Origin of the sequence: Pseudomonas sp. Leaf58, from assembly GCF_003627215.1 — a bacterium.
Lineage (GTDB): Bacteria > Pseudomonadota > Gammaproteobacteria > Pseudomonadales > Pseudomonadaceae > Aquipseudomonas.
Genome location: NZ_CP032677.1, coordinates 3,189,912 through 3,212,991 on the forward strand (window position 1 = coordinate 3,189,912; position 23,080 = coordinate 3,212,991).

23 protein-coding genes are annotated in these 23,080 nt (G+C 63.9%); 8 read left to right on the forward strand and 15 right to left on the reverse strand.

Annotated features, from left to right (window positions below; all coding sequences use genetic code 11):
• The first annotated feature begins 35 nt into the window (after positions 1-35).
• Together DV532_RS14780 and DV532_RS14785 are read left to right on the forward strand one after the other, a co-directional pair.
• A complete protein-coding gene (locus DV532_RS14780; protein WP_056801227.1) occupies positions 36-485 on the forward strand; it encodes a GNAT family N-acetyltransferase in 450 nt (149 codons plus the stop codon).
• A 90-nt stretch (positions 486-575) separates the two neighbouring features.
• Entirely contained in the window at positions 576-1,478 is a 903-nt protein-coding gene (locus DV532_RS14785) for a LysR family transcriptional regulator (protein ID WP_056801225.1), read from the forward strand.
• 63 nt (positions 1,479-1,541) lie between these two features.
• Here the strand turns inward: DV532_RS14785 and DV532_RS14790 are convergent, their stop codons facing one another.
• On the reverse strand, positions 1,542-2,420 hold the full coding sequence (locus tag DV532_RS14790) for a DMT family transporter (RefSeq protein ID WP_056801223.1): 879 nt from the start codon (positions 2,418-2,420) through the stop codon (positions 1,542-1,544).
• A 247-nt stretch (positions 2,421-2,667) separates the two neighbouring features.
• On the opposite strand from DV532_RS14790, the gene DV532_RS14795 reads away from it, so the two are divergent.
• Complete coding sequence (locus tag DV532_RS14795; protein WP_056801220.1) at positions 2,668-3,492, forward strand: aldo/keto reductase; 825 nt, start codon at positions 2,668-2,670, stop codon at positions 3,490-3,492.
• 24 nt (positions 3,493-3,516) lie between these two features.
• On the opposite strand, the gene DV532_RS14800 is transcribed toward DV532_RS14795, so the two are convergent.
• The 4 genes from DV532_RS14800 to DV532_RS14815 form a co-directional block, all read right to left on the reverse strand.
• Positions 3,517-4,011, reverse strand: a complete 495-nt coding sequence (locus DV532_RS14800; RefSeq protein ID WP_056801218.1) for a GNAT family N-acetyltransferase — start codon at positions 4,009-4,011, stop codon at positions 3,517-3,519.
• A 154-nt stretch (positions 4,012-4,165) separates the two neighbouring features.
• Complete coding sequence (gene catA / locus DV532_RS14805; RefSeq protein WP_056801216.1) at positions 4,166-5,101, reverse strand: catechol 1,2-dioxygenase; 936 nt, start codon at positions 5,099-5,101, stop codon at positions 4,166-4,168.
• Positions 5,102-5,144: 43 nt separating this feature from the next.
• Positions 5,145-5,435, reverse strand: coding sequence for a muconolactone Delta-isomerase (gene catC / locus DV532_RS14810; RefSeq protein WP_056801214.1), 291 nt, complete (start codon positions 5,433-5,435; stop codon positions 5,145-5,147).
• A gap of 134 nt (positions 5,436-5,569) precedes the next feature.
• A complete protein-coding gene (locus DV532_RS14815; RefSeq protein ID WP_056801212.1) occupies positions 5,570-6,691 on the reverse strand; it encodes a muconate cycloisomerase family protein in 1,122 nt (373 codons plus the stop codon).
• A gap of 135 nt (positions 6,692-6,826) precedes the next feature.
• On the opposite strand from DV532_RS14815, the gene catR reads away from it, so the two are divergent.
• Positions 6,827-7,699: an HTH-type transcriptional regulator CatR gene (catR, locus tag DV532_RS14820; RefSeq protein WP_056801210.1), complete on the forward strand. Its 873-nt coding sequence runs from the start codon at positions 6,827-6,829 to the stop codon at positions 7,697-7,699.
• A gap of 36 nt (positions 7,700-7,735) precedes the next feature.
• Here the strand turns inward: catR and DV532_RS14825 are convergent, their stop codons facing one another.
• The 3 genes from DV532_RS14825 to DV532_RS14835 form a co-directional block, all read right to left on the reverse strand.
• Positions 7,736-9,229, reverse strand: a complete 1,494-nt coding sequence (locus DV532_RS14825; RefSeq protein ID WP_056801209.1) for an aldehyde dehydrogenase — start codon at positions 9,227-9,229, stop codon at positions 7,736-7,738.
• Between the two features lie 107 nt (positions 9,230-9,336).
• Complete coding sequence (locus DV532_RS14830; protein WP_056801207.1) at positions 9,337-10,719, reverse strand: aspartate aminotransferase family protein; 1,383 nt, start codon at positions 10,717-10,719, stop codon at positions 9,337-9,339.
• A gap of 42 nt (positions 10,720-10,761) precedes the next feature.
• Complete coding sequence (locus DV532_RS14835) at positions 10,762-11,604, reverse strand: helix-turn-helix transcriptional regulator (RefSeq protein ID WP_056801205.1); 843 nt, start codon at positions 11,602-11,604, stop codon at positions 10,762-10,764.
• A 281-nt stretch (positions 11,605-11,885) separates the two neighbouring features.
• Between DV532_RS14835 and DV532_RS14840 the strand changes: the two genes are divergently transcribed.
• Together DV532_RS14840 and DV532_RS14845 are read left to right on the forward strand one after the other, a co-directional pair.
• Positions 11,886-13,268, forward strand: coding sequence for an APC family permease (locus DV532_RS14840; RefSeq protein WP_056801203.1), 1,383 nt, complete (start codon positions 11,886-11,888; stop codon positions 13,266-13,268).
• 2,100 nt (positions 13,269-15,368) lie between these two features.
• Entirely contained in the window at positions 15,369-16,727 is a 1,359-nt protein-coding gene (locus DV532_RS14845) for an 8-oxoguanine deaminase (RefSeq protein WP_056802422.1), read from the forward strand.
• Positions 16,728-16,838: 111 nt separating this feature from the next.
• On the opposite strand, the gene aroE is transcribed toward DV532_RS14845, so the two are convergent.
• From aroE to DV532_RS14870, 5 genes are read right to left on the reverse strand one after another with little or no spacing between them, the layout of a single operon-like run.
• Complete coding sequence (aroE, locus tag DV532_RS14850; RefSeq protein ID WP_056802424.1) at positions 16,839-17,657, reverse strand: shikimate dehydrogenase; 819 nt, start codon at positions 17,655-17,657, stop codon at positions 16,839-16,841.
• Positions 17,654-18,886: a CaiB/BaiF CoA-transferase family protein gene (locus tag DV532_RS14855; RefSeq protein WP_056802427.1), complete on the reverse strand. Its 1,233-nt coding sequence runs from the start codon at positions 18,884-18,886 to the stop codon at positions 17,654-17,656. Before DV532_RS14855 ends, aroE begins: the two co-directional genes overlap by 4 nt.
• Positions 18,883-19,338 (reverse strand): MaoC family dehydratase, encoded by a 456-nt coding sequence (locus tag DV532_RS14860; protein ID WP_056802430.1) that lies wholly within the window; start codon positions 19,336-19,338, stop codon positions 18,883-18,885. Before DV532_RS14860 ends, DV532_RS14855 begins: the two co-directional genes overlap by 4 nt.
• Complete coding sequence (locus DV532_RS14865; RefSeq protein WP_056802432.1) at positions 19,335-19,733, reverse strand: VOC family protein; 399 nt, start codon at positions 19,731-19,733, stop codon at positions 19,335-19,337. Before DV532_RS14865 ends, DV532_RS14860 begins: the two co-directional genes overlap by 4 nt.
• Positions 19,730-20,677, reverse strand: coding sequence for a ketopantoate reductase family protein (locus DV532_RS14870; RefSeq protein WP_056802435.1), 948 nt, complete (start codon positions 20,675-20,677; stop codon positions 19,730-19,732). The genes DV532_RS14865 and DV532_RS14870 overlap by 4 nt, the downstream gene beginning before the upstream one ends.
• Before the next feature lie 93 nt (positions 20,678-20,770).
• Between DV532_RS14870 and DV532_RS14875 the strand changes: the two genes are divergently transcribed.
• Entirely contained in the window at positions 20,771-21,679 is a 909-nt protein-coding gene (locus tag DV532_RS14875; RefSeq protein ID WP_056802438.1) for a LysR family transcriptional regulator, read from the forward strand.
• Between the two features lie 14 nt (positions 21,680-21,693).
• On the opposite strand, the gene DV532_RS14880 is transcribed toward DV532_RS14875, so the two are convergent.
• Entirely contained in the window at positions 21,694-22,185 is a 492-nt protein-coding gene (locus DV532_RS14880) for a GNAT family N-acetyltransferase (RefSeq protein ID WP_056802441.1), read from the reverse strand.
• Positions 22,186-22,417: 232 nt separating this feature from the next.
• Between DV532_RS14880 and DV532_RS14885 the strand changes: the two genes are divergently transcribed.
• Entirely contained in the window at positions 22,418-22,798 is a 381-nt protein-coding gene (locus tag DV532_RS14885; RefSeq protein WP_236707534.1) for a hypothetical protein, read from the forward strand.
• Between the two features lie 39 nt (positions 22,799-22,837).
• Here DV532_RS14885 and DV532_RS14890 read toward each other — a convergent pair whose 3' ends face one another.
• Positions 22,838-22,984: a DUF2986 domain-containing protein gene (locus DV532_RS14890; RefSeq protein ID WP_082477037.1), complete on the reverse strand. Its 147-nt coding sequence runs from the start codon at positions 22,982-22,984 to the stop codon at positions 22,838-22,840.
• Positions 22,985-23,080 lie beyond the last annotated feature (96 nt).

Consider the following 23,080-nt stretch of genomic DNA (forward strand, 5'->3'; position numbering starts at 1 on the left):
CTGTCCAACCCTGCTTGCAGACACGGACGACAACCATGCAGATACGCAAACTGACCCTTGATGACCTTCCCCACGCCAGTGCACTGTGCATGGATGCATTTATGCAGGCAGTCGCCCCCTCGCTGTCGGCGCAGGGTGTGGAAACCTTCGCCAAGGTGGCGGCAGCCCAGGCATTCGCCGAGCGCATGCAGGGCGACAACCTGATGCTGGCCTGTGTATCTGAGGGCGCAATAGCGGGGTTGATCGAACTCAAGGAGGGCCGCCATGTGGCGATGCTGTTCGTCGCCCCGGGCTGGCAACGTACGGGCATCGGCATGCGCCTGATGAATGCTGCGCTGCGCCATGCCCGGGTTGAGGTGGTGACGGTCAAGGCGTCGTTGACGTCAGTGCCTGCCTACCAACGCTACGGCTTCACCCTGGCGGGCGAAGTGGGCGAGTTTGCCGGGCTGGTCTATCAGCCAATGGAAAAGCGCCTGCCCGGCTGAGGCGAGCGGCCGGCACATCCGTACAAGGCACAAGGCCGCGCCTCATGCTTGAATACACCGCCAAGCCCTCTGTTCCGGAACTCGCGCCCCATGAACCGCAACGACCTGCGCCGTGTCGACATGAACCTGCTGGTGTTGTTCGAAGCCCTGATGATCGAACGCAACCTGACCCGGGTCGGCGAAAAGCTGTTCATCACTCAACCCACCGTCAGCGCCGCCCTTGCTCGCCTGCGCGAGCTGTTCGACGACCCGCTGCTGATTCGCAACGGCCGGGCCATGGAGCCGACGCCAAGGGCCATGCAGATCTTCGCCGAACTGGGGCCTGCCATGGACGTGATCTCCGCTGCCATCAGCCGGGCCCGCGAATTCGACCCGGCGAACAGCTGCAACGTGTTTCGCCTGGGCCTGTCGGACGATGCCGAGTTTGGCTTGTTCCCAGCCCTGCTCCAGGCCCTGCGCGAAGAAGCCCCGGACACCAGCGTGGTGGTGCGGCGGGCCAACTTCTTGCTAATGCCAGCGCTGCTGGCCAGCGGCGAAATCTCGGTGGGGGTAAGCTACACCACCGACCTGCCGGCCACCGCCAAACGCCGTAAGCTGCGCGACATTGGCGTGCGGGTGTTGCGCGCCGACAACCGCCCGGGCCCGCTGAGCCTCGACGAATACTGCGCGCGGCCGCATGTGATGGTGTCATTCTCGGGCGACATGAGTGGCAACATCGACCTCGACCTGGCGCGCATCGGCCGCTGCCGCAAAGTGGTGCTGGCGGTGCCGCAGTTCGGCAGCCTGCGCGCCTTGCTGCGCAACACCGAGCTGATCGCCACGGTGCCCGACTACGCCGCCTGCGCCCTGGCCGACGATGGCAGCCTGCGCGCCGACCCGGCACCGTTCGACATCACCGAGGCCGAGCTGTCGATGGTGTGGAGCGGCGCCCAGGACAACGACCCCGCCGAGCGCTGGCTGCGTGAACGCATTCTGCAGTTCATGGCGCGGTAGGGGCTGGCGATAAATCGAGCAAGGGCTACCCGGGTGGCCGCAACACAATGCCAGCGCAAAAGCCTACTTGGCCCGCTGCATCCACGCCGCCCCCAGCCCACTGAGGCAGATCACCAAGATGCCCACCAGGCTCAAGGTATCTGGCACCTGGCTGTAGACCACAAACCCCAGCAAGCCAGCAAACACGATTTGGCAATAGCTGAACGGTGCCAATAACGCCGGTGCCGCATGGCGGAAAGCCTGGGTCAGCAGCAGGTGCGCAGTCATGCCAAAGCCACCCAGCGCTAGCATCAGCAGCGCATGGTCCCAACGTGGCATTGCCCAGAAAAACGGCACCAGCGCACTCATCGCCAGGGTGTTGCACAACCCCGCATAGAAGTTGCTGGTGGTCGGGCTGTCATGTGCAGCCAAGATCCGCGTTAGCAACTGGTAGAAGCAGAAGCCCAGCGCCGAACCGAACGGATACAGAATCGCCGGGGTGAACATCGCGCCACCCGGGTGCACCACCACCAGTACGCCGATAAAGCCCATCACCACCGCCGCCCACTGCGCCACCGTCACCCGCTCTTTCAGCAGCGGCGCCGACAGCGCGGTTACCAGTACCGGGGCGAGGAAGTTCACCGCCGTGGCCTCGGCCAGCGGTAGGTACTGCAGGCCGGTGGTGAATAGCAGGCTGGTACTCAGCAGGCTCAGGGCGCGTAGCGTCTGCAACAGCGGGCGGCGGGTGCGCAGCACGTTGAGGCCCGCCTTGGGCAGGAAGATACCGGCCATCAGCAGCGTGTGCACCACATACCGCGCCCACACCACCATGATGATCGGGTACACGCCACCGAGGAATTTGGACAGGGCATCGTGGCTGGCGAACAGGAAGGTCGCCACTACCACCAAGGCGATGCCACGCAGGGGTTGGTTGACGCCGGACAGCGGTGTGCTGGAACTCATGGCACTCTCGATGACGGCGCGGCTGGATGCGGCGCCCGGGCAAAGTCGCGCAGGCATGGCCTGGCGGATGCAACAGCTCGAATTCTAGAAGAGATGCCGCAGGATAAGGAAGTTCAATTGCCGCTTGACCAGGCCGATTGCAACTTCTGTTCGCTGATCGACCACTTTGTGCCCCGCGCGCATGGCCCGTGCCGTGCTGATCGCCGACCATCGACTGCGAACCCCGCACACCGTACAAGGAATTTACATGCAAAGGCTCACCACCCGTAACGGCCTGGCCCTCCCTGCAATCGGCCTGGGTACTTGGCCAATGACTGGCACCGAGTGCACCCAAGCGGTGCGCCAGGCGCTTGAAGTGGGTTACCGCCACATCGACACCGCCACTGCCTACGACAACGAGGCCGCCGTCGGCCGGGCACTGCGCGACAGCGATGTACCGCGCGAACAAATCCACCTGACCACCAAAGTGTGGTGGGATCGCCTGGCGCCCCAGGCCATGCGTCAATCGCTGGAAGACAGCCTGCGCACGCTGGGCACCGAGCAGGTCGACCTGTTCTACATCCACTGGCCCGGCAAGGACTGGGACCTGGCCCGCAGCATCGAAACCCTGGTGGCACTGCGAGACGAGGGTAAGGCGCGCAGTATCGGCGTCGCCAACTTCCCGCTGGGGTTGCTGCGCCAAGTGGTGGAAACCCTGGGTGCGCCATTGGCGGCGATCCAAGTGGAATACCACGTGCTGCTCAGCCAGCAAGCGCTGCTGGACTACGCCCGCCACCACGACCTACTGCTCACCGCCTACACCCCGCTGGCCCGTGGGCAGGCGGCTGCGCAGCCGGTGATCCAGGCGATTGCCCGCAAACATGGCGTGCTGCCCAGCCAGGTGGCGCTGAAGTGGTTACTGGACCAAGACCGCGTGGCGGTGATCCCCAAGGCCAGCAGCCGCGACAACCAGCTGGCCAACTTGGCGGCGCTGAACGTGCAGTTGGATGACGAGGACCGCGCGGCGATTGCCGGCTTGCCCAAAGACCAGCGAGTGGTCAGCCCAGCATTTGCGCCAGACTGGAACAGCTGAGTCTTGGGCCAGGCTGGTAACCGCTCAATGGCGGGCGCCCGTTACCAGAAAATTGAGCAAGCCGGCATCATCAGCCAGGCTAATCGCTTGCGCTGGTCGCGACAGGCTCGCCAACAGCGCATTGCAAAACGCTAGCGCAGGCGCGTCCTGGGCATAGCAGCGCAGCAGCCAATCGCCCTCGCCGCCCAGCAGTTGCAGCGCCACGGCCCGGCCAATGCCCTGCCGACGGTATTTAGGTAGTATGAACAGGTCGGCCAACTCGAACGCCTCGATGCTCGGCAGCTCGCTGCGTTCCACCAGCACGAAGCCGGCGATGAAGCCGTCTGCCAGCACCAGGTAGGCGGCCCAGCCATCGGCCTGCCAGTAACGTTGCAAGTGCTCGTCATGGATATAGAAGCGGCCATCCACGTCGACGTCTTCCTGCTCCCAGGCGGAGGACTCGTAGGCGTAAAACTGGTAGAGGTTGCGAATCAGCGGGGCTTGGTCGGCGGTGGTGGGCAAGAGTTCGATGGGCAGCATGGTGCGGGGCTCGGGTAAAAGGCCAATTCTAGATCACTCGCCCCTGGCAGCAAAAAACCCAGGCCCTCCCCGCACGGAAAGGCCCAGGCAAAAACCAATCAGAACATCAGGTCACTCACCGTGTGGTCGGGGACCTGAGGGATCATTTCAGGCCTCAGTCGCTTTGCAGAGCACGCGGGCGGTGGCTGCGCGCTTCGGCGGCCGGGGCCTGGGCCGCTTGCAGGTGGAAGTCGAACGCAAGCTCGGCAAAGCGCTCGCCCTGCACGCCACGGTCGTGCGCCGCTGCGGCATCTTCGACAAAGCGCAGGTCACCGACCAAGCCGTCACGGGTGGCGTAGGCGAAGTCATCCCACAGGTATTGGTCACCGGCAAAGTTGATCTGCGTGGTCAAGTGGCGGTGCCCCGGTGCCGAGATGAAGAAGTGCACATGCGCCGGACGCTGGCCGTGGCGGCCAAGCAGGTTCAGGCACTCTTGGGTTGGCCCCTGCGGGTCGCAGCCGTACCCCGATGGCACGATGGAACGCGCGCGGTAGCGGCCCTCGGCATCGGTGATGATGCGCCGACGCAGGTTGTATTCGGACTGGCTCGAGTCGAAGTACGAATATGTGCCTTGAGTGTTGGCATGCCACAGGTCGACGGTGGCACCGGCCAGCGGCTTGCCGTCGGCATCGAACACTTGGCCCTGAAGGAACATCACCACGCCCGGGTCGGTGCCGTCATCCATGCGCACTTCGCCTTGCGCCAGCGGCGCCCCCGCCACATACAGCGGGCCTTCGATGGTACGCGGGGTGCCGCCAGTCAGGCCGGCTTCGGCATCCTTGGCGTCTTGCAGCAGGTCGAGGAAGTGCTCGATGCCCAGGCCCGCCGCCAGCAGGCCGGCTTCGTTGCGGCCACCCAGGCGGTTCAGGTAGTCCACGGCGTGCCAGAACTCGTCCTCGGTGATTTCCAGGTCTTCGACCAGGCGCGCGGTGTCCTGCAGCAGCCGCAGGATGATCTGCTTGAAGCGTGGGTTGCCTTCGGCATGGCCCAGGCCAGCCACTTGGTTGAAGAACGCTTGAACATCGGCAGTGTGGGAAATTTTCACGGTCATCGTGTTTACCTCATTTTGTTCTTGTCGGGCAGACTGGGGCAAATCAGCGGTCGTCGCTGTGAATCGACGAGGGGTGCCGGCACAGGCCGGTGACCTCGATGTCCATGTATGGGAACAGCGGCAGCTGCATCAGGGTGTCGTGCAGCGCCTCGACGCTGGGCACATCAAATACGCTGTAGTTGGCGTAGTGCCCGGCAATGCGCCACAGGTGGCGCCAGCTGCCATCGCGCTGCAGGCGCTGGGCCAGTTCCTTTTCGTCGGCCTTGAGCTGGGCGGCTTTGGCCGGGTCCATGTCGAGCGGCAGTTTCACGGTCATTTTTACGTGGAACAGCATGAAATTCTCCTTGAGTCGTTGTAGGAGCGGCTGCAGCTGCGAACACCGGCATGGCCGGTGCCCTCCACAGCGTTGCCTGCTTCGCGGCTAAAGCCGCTCCCACAAGGGTTGTGTGTTATTTCAGCCATGCCGATTCAGCGGCGGGCGAAGCGCGCCAGGCGCTGTTCGTCCAGGGTCAGGCCCAGGCCTGGAGTGCGTGGAATGTGCAACTGGAAGTCGCGGTACTGCGGCGGCTCGTTGACGATGTCTTCGGTCAGCAGCAGCGGCCCGAACAGCTCGGTGCCCCAGGTCAGCTGGCGCAAGGTGAGAAAGGCATGGGCCGAGGCCAGGGTGCCGATCGAGCCTTCGAGCATGGTCCCGCCATACAGGGCAATACCGGCGGCTTCGGCGATTTGCGCGGTGCGCAGCACGGCGCGCGGGCCGCCGTTTTTGGCGATTTTCAGGGCAAAGATGCTGGCGGCGCCGTCGGCGGCCAGGCTGAAGGCGTCCTCGACGCTTTCAATCGACTCATCGGCCATGATTGGTGCCGGGCTGCGCTGGTTCAGGCGTACCTGGCCACTGCGGTTGATGCGCGAAATCGGTTGTTCGATCAGGTCGATACCGTTGTCGCCGAGCACCTGGCAGGCACGGATGGCCTGGGACTCGTCCCAGTACTGGTTGACGTCGACCCGCACGCTGGCGCTGTCGCCCAGCTCGCGCTTGATCGCCACCACATGCTTGAGATCCTGTGCCAGTGGGTTGGCGCCGATCTTCAGCTTGAACACCCGGTGCCGGCGGATTTCCAGCATGTGCTGGGCTTCGGCGATGTCACGGGCGGTGTCACCGCTGGCCAGGGTCCAAGCCACTTCCAGGCTATCGCGCACGCGGCCGCCTAGCAGTTCGCTCACCGGCAGGCCCAAGCGCTTGCCCTGGGCGTCGAGCAAGGCGCTTTCGAGACCCGACTTGGCAAAGGTGTTGCCCTTGGCCAGTTTGTCCAGCTTGAGCATGGCGGCGTTGATGTTGTCAGCCGGCAGGCCGATCAGCGCCGGCGCCAGGTGCGCGTCGATGTTGGCCTTGATGCCCTCAGGGCTTTCGTAACCGTAGGCCAGGCCGCCGATGGTGGTGGCCTCGCCGATGCCTTCAACACCGTCGCTGCAGCGTACGCGCAATACCACCAGGGTTTGCTGCTGCATGGTGTGCATTGCCAGCTTGTGCGGGCGAATGGTCGGCAGGTCGACGATAATGGCTTCTATACGTTCAATCAGCGCGCTTGTCATTGTTACCAGGTCCCGTTATATCAGGCTGCCAGCCGCAGGCCCGAATGGTGCATTTGCTTGATTGCTCAAGGATTGCGCGAGACCCTGATAGCCGTCCAATATCGAATGAATCTCCCACCATACCCTGGAGGTCTGATGGAACTGCGCCACCTGCGTTACTTCAAGGTGCTGGCCGAAACCCTTAACTTCACCCGCGCCGCCGAGCTGCTGCACATTGCCCAGCCACCGCTGAGCCGGCAGATCAGCCAGCTCGAGGACGAGCTTGGCACGCTGCTAGTGATGCGCGAGCGCCCGCTGCGGTTGACCGAGGCAGGCCGCTTCTTTTACGAACAGAGTTGCACCGTGCTGCAACAGTTGCAGAACATCAGCGACAACACCCGCCGCATCGGCCAGGGCCAGCGCCAGTGGTTGGGTATCGGCTTTGCGCCCTCAACCCTGTACACCGTGCTGCCGGAGCTGATTCGCCAGCTGCGCCAGGACAGCGAGCTGGAACTGGGGCTGAACGAGATGACTACGCTGCAACAGGTGGAGGCGCTGAAAAGCGGCCGTATCGACATCGCCTTCGGGCGCATTCGCATCGATGACCCGGCCATTCACCAGCAGGTGTTGTGCGAGGACCCGCTGGTGGCCGTGCTCCCCAAGGGCCACCCGTTGGCGGGCGCCCCGCTCACCCTCGCCCAGCTGGCCGGTGAGGCGTTCATCCTGTACCCGGCCAACCCCCGGCCCAGCTATGCCGACCATGTGCTGGCGCTATTCGCCCACCACGGCATGAGTATCCGTGTCAGCCAGTGGGCCAACGAACTGCAAACCGCCATTGGCTTGGTGGCCGTCGGGGTGGGCGTGACCCTGGTGCCGGCGTCGGTGCAACAGCAGCACCGCACCGACATCGACTATGTCGGCCTGCTCGACAGCGGTGCGGTCAGCCCGATCATCCTCAGCCGGCGCCAGGGCGATGTCAGCCCGATGGTGCAGCGCTGCCTGGCATTGATTGCACAGCAGGCCGGGTAGGAACAGGGTTGCCCTTATGCCGTTCAGAGAGTGTCATCAGGGGCGCAGCTGGTACCAGGTGGTCTTGAGCTGCGAATACTTGTCGAACGAATGCAGCGACAGGTCGCGGCCGAACCCGGACTGCTTGCCACCCCCGAACGGCACCGCCACATCCAGTGCATCGACGGTGTTCACCGACACCGTGCCGGCCTTCAACGCACGCGCCACCCGGTGGACCTGGTTGAAATCATCACTCCACACCGACGCCGCCAGGCCATAGAGGCTGTCGTTGGCCAGGCGCACGGCCTGCGCTTCACTGTCAAAGGCACTGACCGCCAGCACCGGCCCGAACACCTCCTCGCGCGCCAGGCTCATGCTGGCATCGACACCCGCGAAAATGGTCGGCTCGATGTAATTGTCCGAGCCGTCGATGGTCAGGCGCCGACCACCACACACCCGCCGCGCCCCCTCCTGACCTGCCCGGGCAATGGCCGCCTCGATGCGGCCGGCCTGCTCGGCATCGACAATCGCACCGGCACGGCTCGCCGGGTCCAGCGGGTTGCCCGGCAGCCACTGACGAGCCTTGGCTTGCAGGCGCTCGACGAATTCGTCATGAATGGAGCGCTGCACGTAAAGCCGCGAATTGGCCGAGCACACTTCACCTTGGTTGAAGAAGATGCCGAAAGCGGCCTTTTCTGCAGCAAGGTCCAGGTCCTGGCAGTTTTCGAACACCAGGTTGGGGCTTTTGCCGCCACATTCCAGCCACACCTGCTTGAGGTTGGACTGCGCCGAGTATTGCATGAAGTACTTGCCCACCTGGGTGGAGCCGGTGAACACCAGGCAGTCCACGTCCGGGTGCAGGCCCAGCGCCTGCCCGGCCTGCTCGCCCAGGCCTGGTACCACGTTCAGCACGCCCTCCGGTACACCGGCCTGCAGCGCCAGTTGGGCCAGGCGCAGGGCCGAGAACGGCGATTGCTCGGCAGGCTTGAGCACCACGCTATTGCCGGCGGCCAGCGCTGGGGCGAGCTTCCAGGCGGCCATGTCGAGCGGGAAGTTCCATGGCACCACGGCGGCGACCACGCCTAGCGCTTCGCGGGTGATCGTGGCCAGTGCGTTGGGCGCGGTGGGGGCCACCTGGTCGTAGAGCTTGTCCAGCGCCTCGCCGTACCAGGCGAACACGTGGGCCGAGCCCGGCACGTCGATGTTGTAGGCGTCCATGACCGGCTTGCCCATGTTCAGCGAGTCGAGCAACGCCAGTTCTTCGCGGTGGGCCATGATCAGCTCGGCCAGGCGTAGCAGCACTTTCTTGCGCTCAGTGGGCGCCATGCGCGGCCACGGGCCGTGCTCGAAGGCCCGGCGGGCGCTGGCGACTGCCAGGTCGACCTCGGCCTGGCCGCAGGCGGCGACCTGTGCCAGGACGGTGTTGGTGGCGGGGTTGATGGCGGCGAAAGTGGCGCCGTCTTGGGCGCTGATGGGTTTGCCGTCGATCAGCGCCTGGGCCGGGAGGTACAGGTCGCAGGCACGTTGTTGCCAGAATTCGAGGGTGTACATTTGTACTCCTGGTAACGGTTGAAGCCATTTTTGTAGGGAACTAGGCGATTGCTGTGGGAGCGGGCATGCCCACTCCCACAGGGCAATGGGTTGCCCTTAGCAGCGGTTTAGAGCTTGCCGACCAGCCGCGCTGTGCGGTCCACGGCAATGCGGGTCTTTTCCACCAGCTCATCCAGCTCGCTGTGGTTGGCGATCAACGCCGGCGCCATGATCATGCGGCCCAGGGTGGAGCGAATGATCACCCCTTCCTCGAAACCAAAGGTGCGGCATTGCCAGGCCAGGTCGTTCTCGTTGGCAAAGCGCTTGCGCGTTGGCTTGTGCTCGGCAAACTGCAGCGCCGCCACCAGCCCGGCGCCCTGCACCTGGCCAATCAACGGGTGGTCGGCGAACACCTCGCGCAGAATACGCTGCAGGTACGGCCCGGTGTCGTCCCTTACCTGGCGCACGATGCCTTCGTCGCGCAGGGCTTTCAGGTTGGCGATGGCCACCGCCGCCGCCACCGGGTGGCCGGAATAAGTCAGGCCGTGGGCAAACACCCCGCCCCGCTCCACCAGGGCCTCGGCAATGCGCTTGCTCAACACCAGGCCACCCATGGGCACGTAGCCGCTGGTCAGGCCCTTGGCAATCGACAAGGTATCGGGCTCGAAGCCAAAGTACTCATGGGCGAACCATTCCCCTGTGCGCCCAAAGCCGCCGATCACTTCATCGGCACACAGCAGCACATCGTACTGGCGGCAGATGCGCTGAATTTCCGGCCAGTAGCTTTCCGGCGGGAAGATCATGCCGCCCGCGCCCTGGAACGGTTCGGCAACGAAGCCGGCGACATTCTCGGCGCCCAGCTCGAGGATTTTTTCCTCCAACTGCAACGCGCAGCGGCGGCCGAATTCGGCCGGGCTCAGCTCGCCGCCCTCGGCGTACCAGTACGGTTCGTCGATGTGCGCTACATCCGGGATCAGCCCGCCCATTTCATGCATGAACTTCATGCCACCCAGCGCCGTGGCCGCCAGGGTCGAACCGTGGTAACCGTTCCAGCGGCCGATCATGATCTTCTTGTCCGGCTGGCCGACTACTTGCCAGTAGCGGCGCACGGTGCGGATCAGCACTTCGTTGGCTTCGGAGCCGGAGTTGGTGTAGATCGCGTGGCTGTAGTGCTTGGGCAACAGGCTGAACAGCAGCTCGGACAGCTCGATCACCGCTGGGTGGGTGGTGTGGAAGAACATGTTGTAGTAGGCCAACTGGTCCATCTGCGCGGCAGCGGCAGCGGTGAGGTCGCGGCGGCCATAGCCGAGCTGGGTGCACCAGAGGCCGGACATGCCATCCAGGTAGCGCTTGCCCTCGCTGTCCCACAGGTGCAGGCGTTCGCCACCGACGATCACCCGCGGCCCTTCGGCGTTCAGCGCCTTCTGGTCGAGGAAGGCATGGATGTGGTGCGCGGCATCGGATGCCTGGTAATCACGGGTCTGGCGTTGCGGGGCGAAAGGCGCATTCATTGTTGGTTTTCCTTTGCGGTCGGGTTGCAGGGTGGCGTGCGCTCAGCGCAGCTTGCCCATGTAGCTTTCCAGCGGGTCCTTGCCCAGTACGCCCTGGGCATTGGCCAGGGCGTCGATGAACAAGGAGAACAGCTCCGACTGGGTGCCGATGTCGAGCTTGGCGTAGACGTTCTTGCGGTGCGATTTGATGGTGTCTTCCGACACCCCCAGGCGCTCGGCCAGCGACTTGGTCGAGTGGCCGCGCAGGATCAGCTGGGCGATACGGCACTCACGCTCGGTCAGCAGCGAGCTGCCGAAGTTGTTCAGGGCCGCGTGGATGCGCTGTTCGAGAATGTTCTCGAAGCGCCCGGCGCGGCTGTCCAGGCCGGCGAAGTGCTTGCTGAGCACCGCCAGCACCCAAGGGGTGATGTGCCCGAACAGCGTGCGGGTTTGCCCATCGAGCTTGTCGGTGAAGGCCAGCGATACCGCCAGGCTTTGCCCAGGCGCCACCTGCAGGATGTAGTTGAGTTCATCCTCCAGGTGCGAATGCCGGTAGAACGACTGGTAGTACTCGCTGACCTCGAAATGGTCGGGCGCCACGTCGAACAGGCCGTAGCAACCGGACGCCAGCTGCTCCACACAGGCGCCGTAGAACGGGTCGAGCAGATAAAAGCCGGACAGGTAGCGGCTGACATTGCCCTCGGGCTGCCAGGGCGCCTTGTCGTCCTGCTCGAACAGCGCACTGGGCATGCCGTCGTGCGGGTACAGGTACACCGTGGTCGCCTGGATTGGCCGGATCACGCCCAGCGCGGCAAACAAGGTAGCCGCAAAGCCCGGCCGGCCGATCGCCTCGGTGACCTTGGCCAGGTGCTCGAACCACTGTTCTGAAAGCAATTGATTAGTCACTGTGGGCCTGCCGTATCAAGTAGGGGCACCGCCGCCAGTACGGTGCGTTGTTGGCCAGATACTCCCATGGTGCTGCAAACACCGAAATCACCCGTTGGGGTGAGCGAAGGCGCTGCTGCCAAGGCTCACCCCAACGGGTGATTCCGGGTACCTGCGGGGTGTGGGAGCATCAATTCGCCCCACCGCTACGAGCCACCCGCTCGGCCTCCTTGCACAACACCCAACGGTAGCGAGCCCGCTCGCCTGCCGCGGCGTCCTGCATCCCTTTTCAGGAGTCAGCAATGCATACAACAACAAGTACAGCCCATACGCCTGCCCCGCATGCCCCATCGCAACCCAGCGCCAGCACCGGCCGCTTCCGCAAGTCAATGGGGCTGACCGCCCTGGTCCTGTTCGGCCTGGCCTACATGGTCCCCCTGGCGGTATTCACCACCTACGGGCTGGTCACCCAGATGACCAAAGGGCACCTGCCCACCGCCTACTTGCTAACCCTCGCCGCCATGCTGCTGACCGCCTACAGCTACGGCCGCATGGTCCAGGCCCACCCCTACTCCGGCTCGGTCTACACTTACACCCGCAAAGCCTTTGGCGGCCACATCGGCTTCATCACCGGCTGGACACTGCTGCTCGACTACATCTTCCTACCGCTGCTCAGCTACCTGCTGATTGGCATCTACATGTCGGAATACTTCCCAAGCATCCACGCCTGGGTGTGGGTGTTGGGCGCCATTGCCCTGGTCACCTTCCTCAACCTGATTGGCATCGAGTCCATCACCCGGGTCAACTGGATCCTGGTGGTGGTGCAACTGGTGTTCATCATCGTCTTCGTCGCCTTGTCCATCCACAACCTCAGCGCACAGGCGGCGCCGGTGTCGCTGCTGGCGCCGTTCCACCATGAAGGTTTCAGCGTGCCATTGGTGATGACCGGCGCCGCCGTGCTGTGCCTGTCTTTCCTGGGCTTCGATGCGGTCTCGACCATGGCCGAGGAAACCACCCACCCAACCTATCGCATTCCGCTGGCGATCCTTGCGGTGTCGCTGATTGGCGGTTTGTTGTTCCTGGTGGTGTCGTACTGCGCGCAAATGGTGTTCCCCGACTGGGGCAGCTTCGCTGACCCAGACTCGGCTTCAGTGGACGTGATGCGCCGGGTCGGTGGCGAGCTGCTGGTGACCGCCTTCACCGCCACCTACGTGGCCGGCTGCTTCGCCTCGGCCATGGTGTCGCAGGCCAGCGTATCGCGCGTGCTGTTCGCCATGGGCCGCGACGGTGCGCTGCCGCGGGTGTTTGGGCAGCTGGTGACGAAAAAGCGCGTACCGGCCACGGCCATCCTGCTGGTCAGCTTGCTGTCGCTGATTGCCTTGGTAATCACCCTCGACACCGTGGCCAACATGATCAGTTTTGGTGCGCTGTTTGCCTTTTCGGCGGTGAACCTGGCGGTGGTCAAGCACTACTTGGTCGACCAAAAACTGCGCGGTGGCCGCAATTACCTGCTGTATGGCGCCATTCCCGGGCTGGGTTTTCTCAGCACGCTGTGGCTGTGGAGCAGCCTGACTAGCCTGTCGTTCAGCATCGGCCTGGGTTGGATGGGCCTGGGGCTTGTCGTGCTGCTTGGACTCACCCGGGCGTTTCGGGTGAAGCTGCCGGAGTTGCAGATGGCCGAGTGACGGCTGCGCTTGCGCGGTCCCTGTGGGAGATCACCCAGCCCTTTGGGCTGCGCTGTCGCGCAGAGAACTGGGTTCGCAGGCAGGGTGCATGCCTTGGGATTTGAGGTGGTGCACAGATCGAGCGCCGCCCGCGCGGCGCTTCGCGGCACAAGGCCGCTCCCACATCTGTTTCGGGCCAATTATTCCTGTGCCAGGTGGGTTGCAGCCTTGGCGCATGGCTTGAGATGGATGAAAAGCAGCAGCGCAACCTTCGATATCGAATGGAACAAACAAGGCGCCCAGAGGTGACCCCACAGGCGTGACTGGCCCGAAACAGATGTGGGAGCGGCCTTGTGCCGCGAAGCGCCGCGCGGGCGGCGCTCGATCTCACAGGCGCCAACTATCTCAAGACATGCGCCTATCAGCCCAACCCCAATCTGTTTCGGGCCAATTATTCCTGTGCCAGGTGGGTTGCAGCCTTGGCGCATGGCTTGAGATGGATGAAAAGCAGCAGCGCAACCTTCGCTATCGAGTGGAGCAAACAAGGCGCCCAGAGGTGACCTCACAGGCGTGACTGGCCCGAAACAGATGTGGGAGCGGCCTTGTGCCGCGAAGCGCCGCGCGGGCGGCGCTCGATCTCACAGGCGCCAACTATCTCAAGACATGCGCCTATCAGCCCAACCCCAATCTGTTTCGGGCCAATTATTCCTGTGCCAGGTGGGTTGCAGCCTTGGCGCATGGCTTGAGATGGATGAAAAGCAGCAGCGCAACCTTCGCTATCGAGTGGAGCAAACAAGGCGCCCAGAGGTGACCCCACAGGAGTGACTGGCCCGAAACAGATGTGGGAGCGGCCTTGTGCCGCGAAGCGCCGCGCGGGCGGCGCTCGATCTCACAGGCGCCAACTATCTCAAGACATGCGCCTATCAGCCCAACCCCAATCTGTTTCGGGCCAATTATTCCTGTGCCAGGTGGGTTGCAGCCTTGGCGCATGGCTTGAGATGGATGAAAAGCAGCAGCGCAACCTTCGCTATCGAGTGGAGCAAACAAGGCGCCCAGAGGTGACCCCACAGGCGTGACTGGCCCGAAACAGATGTGGGAGCGGCCTTGTGCCGCGAAGCGCCGCGCGGGCGGCGCTCGATCTCACAGGCGCCAACTATCTCAAGACATGCGCCTATCAGCCCAACCCCAATCTGTTTCGGGCCAATTATTCCTGTGCCAGGTGGGTTGCAGCCTTGGCGCATGGCTTGAGATGGATGAAAAGCAGCAGCGCAACCTTCGCTATCGAATGGAACAAACAAGGCGCCCAGAGGTGACCACACAGGCGTGACTGGCCCGAAACAGATGTGGGAGCGGCCTTGGGATTTGCAGGGGGGCACACATCGAGCGCCGCCCGCGCGGCGCTTCGCGGCACAAGGCCGCTCCCACATCTGTTTCGGGCCAATTATTCCTGTGCCAGGTGGGTTGCAGCCTTGGCGCATGGCTTGAGATGGATGAAAAGCAGCAGCGCAACCTTCGCTATCGAATGGAACAAACAAGGCGCCCAGAGGTGACCTCACAGGCGTGACTGGCCCGAAACAGATGTGGGAGCGGCCTTGTGCCGCGAAGCGCCGCGCGGGCGGCGCTCGATCTCACAGGCGCCAACTATCTCAAGACATGCGCCTATCAGCCCAACCCCAATCTGTTTCGGGCCAATTATTCCTGTGCCAGGTGGGTTGCAGCCTTGGCGCATGGCTTGAGATGGATGAAAAGCAGCAGCGCAACCTTCGCTATCGAGTGGAGCAAACAAGGCGCCCAGAGGTGACCCCACAGGCGTGACTGGCCCGAAACAGATGTGGGAGCGGCCTTGTGCCGCGAAGCGCCGCGCGGGCGGCGCTGGATCTCACAGGCGCCAACTATCTCAAGACATGCGCCTATCAGCCCAACCCCAAATTGTTTAACTGACTGGCATTAGGGTAAACCCACTCCCACATAGCCCCGCTAAATCAATGAGTTATGTGCAGTTCTATGAGCGCGCGCAAGCGTCAGATTTTGCTGATGTATACAATATATAAAAACTCTGTTTACATATCGCAGCGCCTACGACAGCGGTAATCGCCGCTGGGTATTGCGCAGGCACCTGCTATGCCCAAGACACTACTGGTAAAAAACGCCGCCCTGTTGGTCACCATGGACGGCGAACGCCGCGAGATCAAAAATGGCGGCCTGTTCATCGAAGACAACCTGATCCGCCAGGTAGGCCCCAGCGAGACCCTGCCGCAGCACGCCGACGTGGTGCTGGACATGGCCGGCAAGGTGGTCATCCCCGGCCTGGTCAACACCCACCACCACATGTACCAGAGCCTCACCCGCGTGGTGCCGGCGGCCCAGGACGGTGAGTTGTTCAACTGGCTGACCAACCTGTACCCGATCTGGGCGCGCCTGACCCCCGAGATGATCGCGGTGTCGACCCAGACCGCCATGGCCGAACTGATCCTGTCCGGCTGCACCACCTCCAGTGACCACCTGTACATCTACCCCAACGGCTGCAAGCTCGACGACAGCATCCATGCCGCCGCCGAGATCGGCATGCGCTTCCACGCCGCGCGCGGCAGTATGAGCGTGGGCCAGAGCCAGGGCGGCCTGCCGCCTGATTCGGTGGTGGAAAAGGAAGCCGACATCCTCAAGGAATCCCAGCGCCTGATCGAGGACTACCACGATGCCAGCCATGGCTCGATGCGCCGCATCGTGGTAGCGCCCTGTTCGCCGTTCTCGGTCAGCCGCGACCTGATGCGCGAAGCCGCCGTGCTGGCGCGCCAGTACGGGGTGTCGTTGCATACTCACCTGGCCGAAAACGTCAACGACATTGCCTACAGCCGCGAGAAGTTCGGCATGACCCCCGCCGAATACGCCGAAGACCTTGGCTGGGTTGGCCACGATGTGTGGCATGCCCACTGTGTGCAACTCGACCAGCATGGCATCGAGCTATTCGCCCGCACCGGCACCGGTGTCGCCCACTGCCCCTGCTCGAACATGCGCCTGGCCTCGGGCATCGCCCCGGTGCGCAAGATGCGTGATCACGGTGTCCCGGTAGGCCTGGGTGTCGACGGTTCGGCCTCCAACGACGGCGCCAGCATGATCGGTGAAGTGCGCCAGGCGCTGCTGCTGCAACGGGTGGGCTTCGGCCCCGACGCGATGACGGCGCGCGAGGCGCTGGAAATCGCCACCCTGGGCGGCGCCAAGGTGCTTAACCGCAATGACATCGGCGCCCTCGCCCCGGGCATGGTTGCCGACTTCGTCGCCTTCGACCTGGGCCACGTGGCCTATGCCGGCGGCCTCCACGACCCATTGGCCGCGCTGGTGTTCTGTACCCCGACCCAGGTGCACACCAGCGTGATCAACGGCCGCGTGGTGGTGAAGGACGGCCAACTGGCCACCGTCGACCTGCCGCGCGTGCTGGAGCGCCACAACCAGTTGGCCCACCAACTGGTCAGCGGCGCCTGATCTACCCGGGCGCAGTGTTAATACCCGTCACTTAAGCAAATTGGGGCCGCTTTGCGGCCCATCGCCGGCAAGCGATCTGAACCCTTGAGCCGCCCCTGTACGAGCATGGGCCTACTCCAGCGGGATGGTCAGTTGCTCGATAACGGCACGGGTATCCGGCCGCACCCCGCGCCACCAGGCAAACGCTTCTGCCGCCTGCTCGACCAGCATCCCCACGCCGTCGGCCAGGCGCGTCACACCTTGCTCCCGGGCCACACGCAGGAACGGCGTGAGGCCTTTGCCATAGGCCAGCTCATACGCAAGCCGCGTCGCACCCAGTGCCCCAGCGGGCAGCGGTGGCAGTTCACCGACCAGGCTCGCGGAGGTAGCGTTGACCACGATGTCGAAGGCCTGCCCTTGCAGCTCCTCGTAACGGCTGATACGCAGCCGCGGGTGTTCGACCTCATTGCGCAACGCCATGGCCTTGGCCATGTCGCGGTTGGCAATCACCAGTTCGGCGGGGCCGGCCTGCAGGAACGGCAACAGCGCCCCACGCACCGCGCCACCGGCACCCAGTACCAGCACCCGCCGACTGCGCAGCGGTTCACCGAGGTTTTCCTCGATATCGCGCAGCAGGCCAATACCATCGAAGTTCTCAGCCACGATACGGCCGTCCTCGAACTTGAGTGCGTTGGCCGCACGGGCCAGTTGCGCACGCTCGCTGCGCCGCTCGGCCAGCTCGAAGGCGCGCAGCTTGAACGGCGCGGTGATGTTCATGCCCTGCCCGCCGTCGCTGCGGAACTGCAGCACCTGCGTCTCGAAGTGTTCCAGCGAGCCTTCAATGGCCCCGTATTCCAGGTGCTGGCCGCTGGCCTGGGCGAACAGGCCATGAATCAGCGGGGACTTGGTGTGGTTGATCGGTCGGCCGATCACTGCGTAGCGGTCTCTCATCGTGCATCTCCGTGGGTGAACAGCACACCGTCTGCCTGCATGGCGGTGATTTCTTCCGGGCTGAAGCCAAGCCCGGCGGCCACTTCGGCGTTGTGCTGGCCGAGGTCCGGGGCCACCTGGTGGATCGTGGTGTCACAGTCGGAAAAACGGAACGGCAGGTTGGGCAGGCGTAAGGTGCCGTAGCGTGGGTGCTGCTGTTCGATGACCATGTTGCGCGCCTGGATCTGCGGGTCGGCCAGTACCTCATCGATACGCTGGACCTTGGCACTGGGGATGTCGATGGCATCGAGCAAGGCCAGGATCTGGGCCACCGAACGCGCGCCCACCCAATCGCGCACCACTGCCAGAATTGCCTGGCGGTGGGCATTGCGGCCGTTAAGGTTGTGGTAGCGACTGTCAGTGCCAAAGCCGGCTGGGCCGCCGTTGGCTTCAAGCATGGCGGCAAAGCGTTGCCAGGCATCGTCGACCTGGGCAGCGATCACCAGGTCGCCGTCGGCGGCGCGGAACACGCCATACAAGGTGGAGGTAGGCATGTCATGGCCGGTCTGCTCGGGCAGCACGGTGCCGTCGGACAGCGTGAAGCACTGCACGGCGTACTCATGCATCGACACCAGCGTGTCGTACAGGGCCATGTCGATGTGCTGGCCGCGACCACTGCTGACCCGCCCCAACAACGCTGCGTTGATCGCCGCCACGGCATGAATGCCGGTGTACATGTCGCCCAGCGAAATACGCAACAACGGCGGCGCTTCGCCCGGTACGCCAACCATCTGCATGATGCCGCTCTTGGCTTCGGCGATCAGCCCGAAACCGGCCCGGTGCGCATCCGGCCCGGTGTGGCCGTAGGCGGAAATCGAGCAATACACCAAACGCGGGTTGCGCGCCGCCAGCTCGGCATAACCCAGCCCCAGCTTGTCCAGCGCCCCGGGGCGGTAGTTTTCGATGAACACGTCGGCCGAGTCGGTCAGGCGCTGCATGAAGGCCTTGCCGCGTGGGTCCTTCATGTTCACGCTGACGCCCTGCTTGCCCATGTTCAGTTGCAGGAAGTAGCCACTCTGTTGCTCGTCCAGGGTGAACGCATGCTGGCGGCCGGCGTCGCCGCTGCCCGGCCGTTCGACCTTGATCACCTCGGCGCCCAGCGCCGCCAGGCAGCGCCCCACATAGGGCCCGGCGAGGAAGTGGCTGTAGTCGATGACGCGGATACCCGCCAATGGCAATGCCTGGCTCATGCTTCTACCCTCCGCGGCACCATCAACCGGTGCTCGCCACGCTGCACCACCTGACCGTGCTGGTTGATCAGTTCCGATGGCAGCACCACGATGCCCCAGCCAGGTCGGCTGTTGCTCGGGCGCATGGCCCCCACGCGCATGCGCACATGCAGCACATCGTTGACCTTGATCGGCAGCACGAAGTCCCAGGTCCAGCCCAGCGACATGCCCGGCAGGAAGCGATACTCGCACTGGGTCTTCAGGCCATCGGCGATGGACAGGCCGAACAGCCCGTGAGCCACCAGGCAGCCGAAGTGGCTGGCGTTGGCGTATGCCTCGTCGACATGCACCGGGGTGTGGTCACCGGTGAGGTCGGCGTAGGCCAAAATGCGCTCGCGGGTGACGGTGTAGGTGGGGCTGATGCATTCATCGCCTTCGCGGGCATCGTCCCAGTACTTTTCAATCACGCTCATGCCAGCACCTGCGCACGCGGGTCGATGGCCAGTGCCTGGGCGACACACACCGCCGGCAGCGCCTGGATGAATTCCACCGCCAGGCCATCGGGCAGGCGCAGCCAGTTGCGCCCCTGGGGCATTTCGCTGACGCCGAAGCGTTGGGCGGCGGCCAGGGCGGCCTCCAAGTCTTCGCACATGATACCCAAGTGCGCCATGCGCCCCTCGGGGCCGGCGAAGTCGGGCTGGTGAATGAACTGCAAGCCACCCAGGGTCCAGTACTGCGCTGGTTGCTCGACGCTGCCCTGCACTTCGCGCATGGTCATGCCGCACACTTCGCTGAAGAAACGAATATGCCAGTGGATGTCTTGCACCCAGAAGGCAACGTGTTCGAGGTAGGCTTTCGGCTGGCTCATCGGTTGTCCCTTTTCTGGTGGTCGGCCATCGCGCGTTCGATGCCCTTGATACAGGCCACCAAGGTGGCGTTGACCGGTGTGGCGATGCCGTGACGCTGGCCCCAGCGCACGACAGCGCCGTTGATGAAGTCGATTTCGGTGACCGAGCCCTTTTCCAGGCTCTGCAGCATCGAGGTACGGAAGCTTGCCGGCAGGCCTTCGGCGGCCAGCTGCCAGGCAGCTTCGGGGCTGCTCAGGCTCAGGCGGATACCCGCGCTGCGGGCCACGGCGATGGCCTCGGCCACGGCAGCCTTGGCGGCGTGTTCCAGCAAGGGCTCGCTGTACAGCTGGCCGTAACTGAGCATGGTGATGCCGCTGAGGGCGCCGGTGGCGACATTGACCAGCAGCTTGTCCCACATGGTGCCGAGGATGTTGTCGCTAACCGTGGTGGCCAGCCCGGCAGCGTTGAAGGCCTCGGCGATAGCCTGCACGCGGGGCGTCAGTTGCCCGTCGAGTTCACCGATGTAGGTATGCTTGCCCGCCACGCCGGCGCGAATCGAACCCGGTGCCAGCAGCACGCCACCGACATAGGTCTTGCCCGCCAGCACCCGCTCCCGGCCAACGGCTTCGGCCAGAATGTCCTCGTGCCCCAGGCCGTTCTGCAGCGATAGCACCAGCGTCTGCGGCCCCAGCAGCGCCGTGGCCCCAGCAATCGCCTCGGCGGTGTGGAACGACTTCACCAGCACCACGACCAGGTCGGCCACACCCACGTCATTGGCGTCGCGGGTGGCGTGGACGCGCACCTGGCGCTCACCGCGCTCGTCCTGCACCTGCAACCCGTGCAGGTTCATGGCTTCGACATGCTCACGGCCGCGGTTGAGCAGCCAGGTTGGGTGCCCGGCTTCGCTCAACGCCGCGCCGATGGCGCAGCCCAAGGCGCCGGCACCCAGAATGCAGATTTTCAAATCGCAGACCTCCTGTGGTTTGCGATCACCTTATGCAGCGGGCCATATTCGCGCTATACAATGACCTCAATACGCTAATTGAGTTTTTTAATAATGACCGTCGCCGACGCCCTGCCCGAGCCCAAGCTGCTGCAACTGTTCGACGTGCTTTACCACTGCCGTAGTGTCACGCGCGCCGCCGAACAGCTGGGCCAGAGCCAGCCGACCATCAGCATCTGGCTGGCGCGCCTGCGCCAGCAACTGAACGACCCGCTGTTCGTGCGTACCCCCGGTGGCATGGCCCCTACCCCGCGCGCCGACCAGTTGATCGGGCCTTGCCGCGAAGTGCTCGAATCGCTGCGTCGGTTGACCGCCTGGGAACCACAGTTCATTCCCGCCACCGCACAACGGCGCTTTCGCTTGTGTGTCAGCGATGCCAGCCATATCACTCTGCTGCCCAGCATTCTCAACCACCTGCGCAGCCACGCCCCAGGTATCCGCCTGGAGGCGGTGCGCATTGACGGCAATAGCGAAAGCGCCTTGGAATCGGGCGAGGCCGACCTAGCCATCGGCTTCGTGCCGTGGCTCGGCGGTGGGATGTACCAGCAGGTGCTGTTCGAGCAGGATTGGGTTTGCCTGAGTAACCGCCAGCACCCGCGCTTGGCACACGGCATGAACGTGGCACGCTACCGCGCCGAAGGCCATGTACACATCAGCGCGGGGACCGGCCAGAAGTTGCTGGAGGCGGGGCTGGCGCGGGCCGGCATCGAACGCCAGATCGTGCTGGAGCTACCGGCGTTTCTCGGGCTGGGGATGATCGTCGGTACCACCGACCTGGTCGCCACCCTGCCGCGGCATATCGGCCAAACCCTTGCCGACATGCACGACCTGCAGATGCATGACTGCCCCTTCGCGGTCGAGGGTTTCACCGTAAAACAGCACTGGCATGCCCGCTACCATCAAGACAGCGGCAACCGCTGGTTCAGGGAGGTGATTCACGCGCTGTTCAGCCGCCAAGCCTGACGCCCCGGCGTGGGTTACAGCTCCATTACCATCTCATGCCAAGCCATGCCACCGTGGTCGGACGGCGACGGCTGCACATACTGGTAGCCCAGCTTCTGGTACAGCGCCACATGCTGCTCCTTGCACATCAGGTGAATGCTCTGCTTGCCCGCCGCTTTCATACGGGCGATGAATTCGGCCATCAACCGCTTGGCGTAGCCTTTGCCTTGATGCACGGGGTCGACCACCACCGACATGATCACCACGTTCGGTGCCGCCGGGTCATGGCCGACCAGCTCTTTGAAGGCTTCGTCGGCCATTACCACGTCGTGGGCGCAGCCGCTGTTGATGAAGCCGACGATTTCGCCGGCGCTTTCCAATACCAGGAAGCCTTGCGGGTACTGCGCAATACGGGTGCGGATTTTCTCCAGTGTGGCCGCCTCATCCCCTTCGTAGGCGCCAATTTCGATGGCGTAGCAGCGTTCGGCATCGGCGGCTGTGGGGGTGCGGAACTGGGTGGGGCTCATGGTGGGTTTCCTTGGCGATGGGTGAAAGCAGCCACCATGGTAAATGAGCATCAAGAATCGTGCGCGATCCCTCAGCCCAAACGGGAAAAAATCCTACAAGTTGTTGCTGCTGCGAACTTTTTCCTGTTTGCCGGTCTATGTGGGAGGCACAGAAAGGCAGCGCAACGCGAAAACGCTTCGCCCGCACCTGCTGGCCAGATGGCTCAATTGTTATCAGAGGTTGGCTTCGCTCATGAAAATACATGTCGCAAGGTTGATGCTGCTCGGCCTGTTCTCGTTGGCGGCGATGGGCACGGCATCGGCAACACAAATGAGAGCGCCGGTGGCGCCGGCCCCGGCCCAAACCGTTCAAACGCCGTTGCAGCCTGCCGGCAGCCCCTGGTCCCGGGTGGCCAGTGTGGCCGATAAACAGCCAGCCACGCTGCTGGCCCACGATGACGACCGCTGGCACGACCACCGCAGCGATTGGCGCCGCGAACAGTGGCGCCGCGAGCAAGCCCGGCGTGACTGGGAACGGCGCCGAGACTGGGAGCGCCGCCGCGATTGGGAGCGCCGCCATGAGCGGGCCATGCAGCAGCGTCATTATGATGACCACCGCTACTACCGCCGTTGATCGCAAGCCGCTAACGCGTGCCCTGTAGAAGCTGGTCGGTCAGGTGGGGGTTTCCCCCGCCGCCTCAGCTTCCATCTTCAAACGGTCGGCTTTGCAAATGTACTTGGCCTTACGCGGCGCCAGTTTGGCACTGGCCTTTTTGGCATGCGCCTGCAATAGCTGCTTGATTTTCTTGCGACGGTTCATTTGTACTCGGCCTGTCGGTCTGGTTTGCCTGAACACATCATACCTTGCCTCGGCCAGCAGCTCGTTGACGTAATTTTCACACTCGGCAGATTAGCG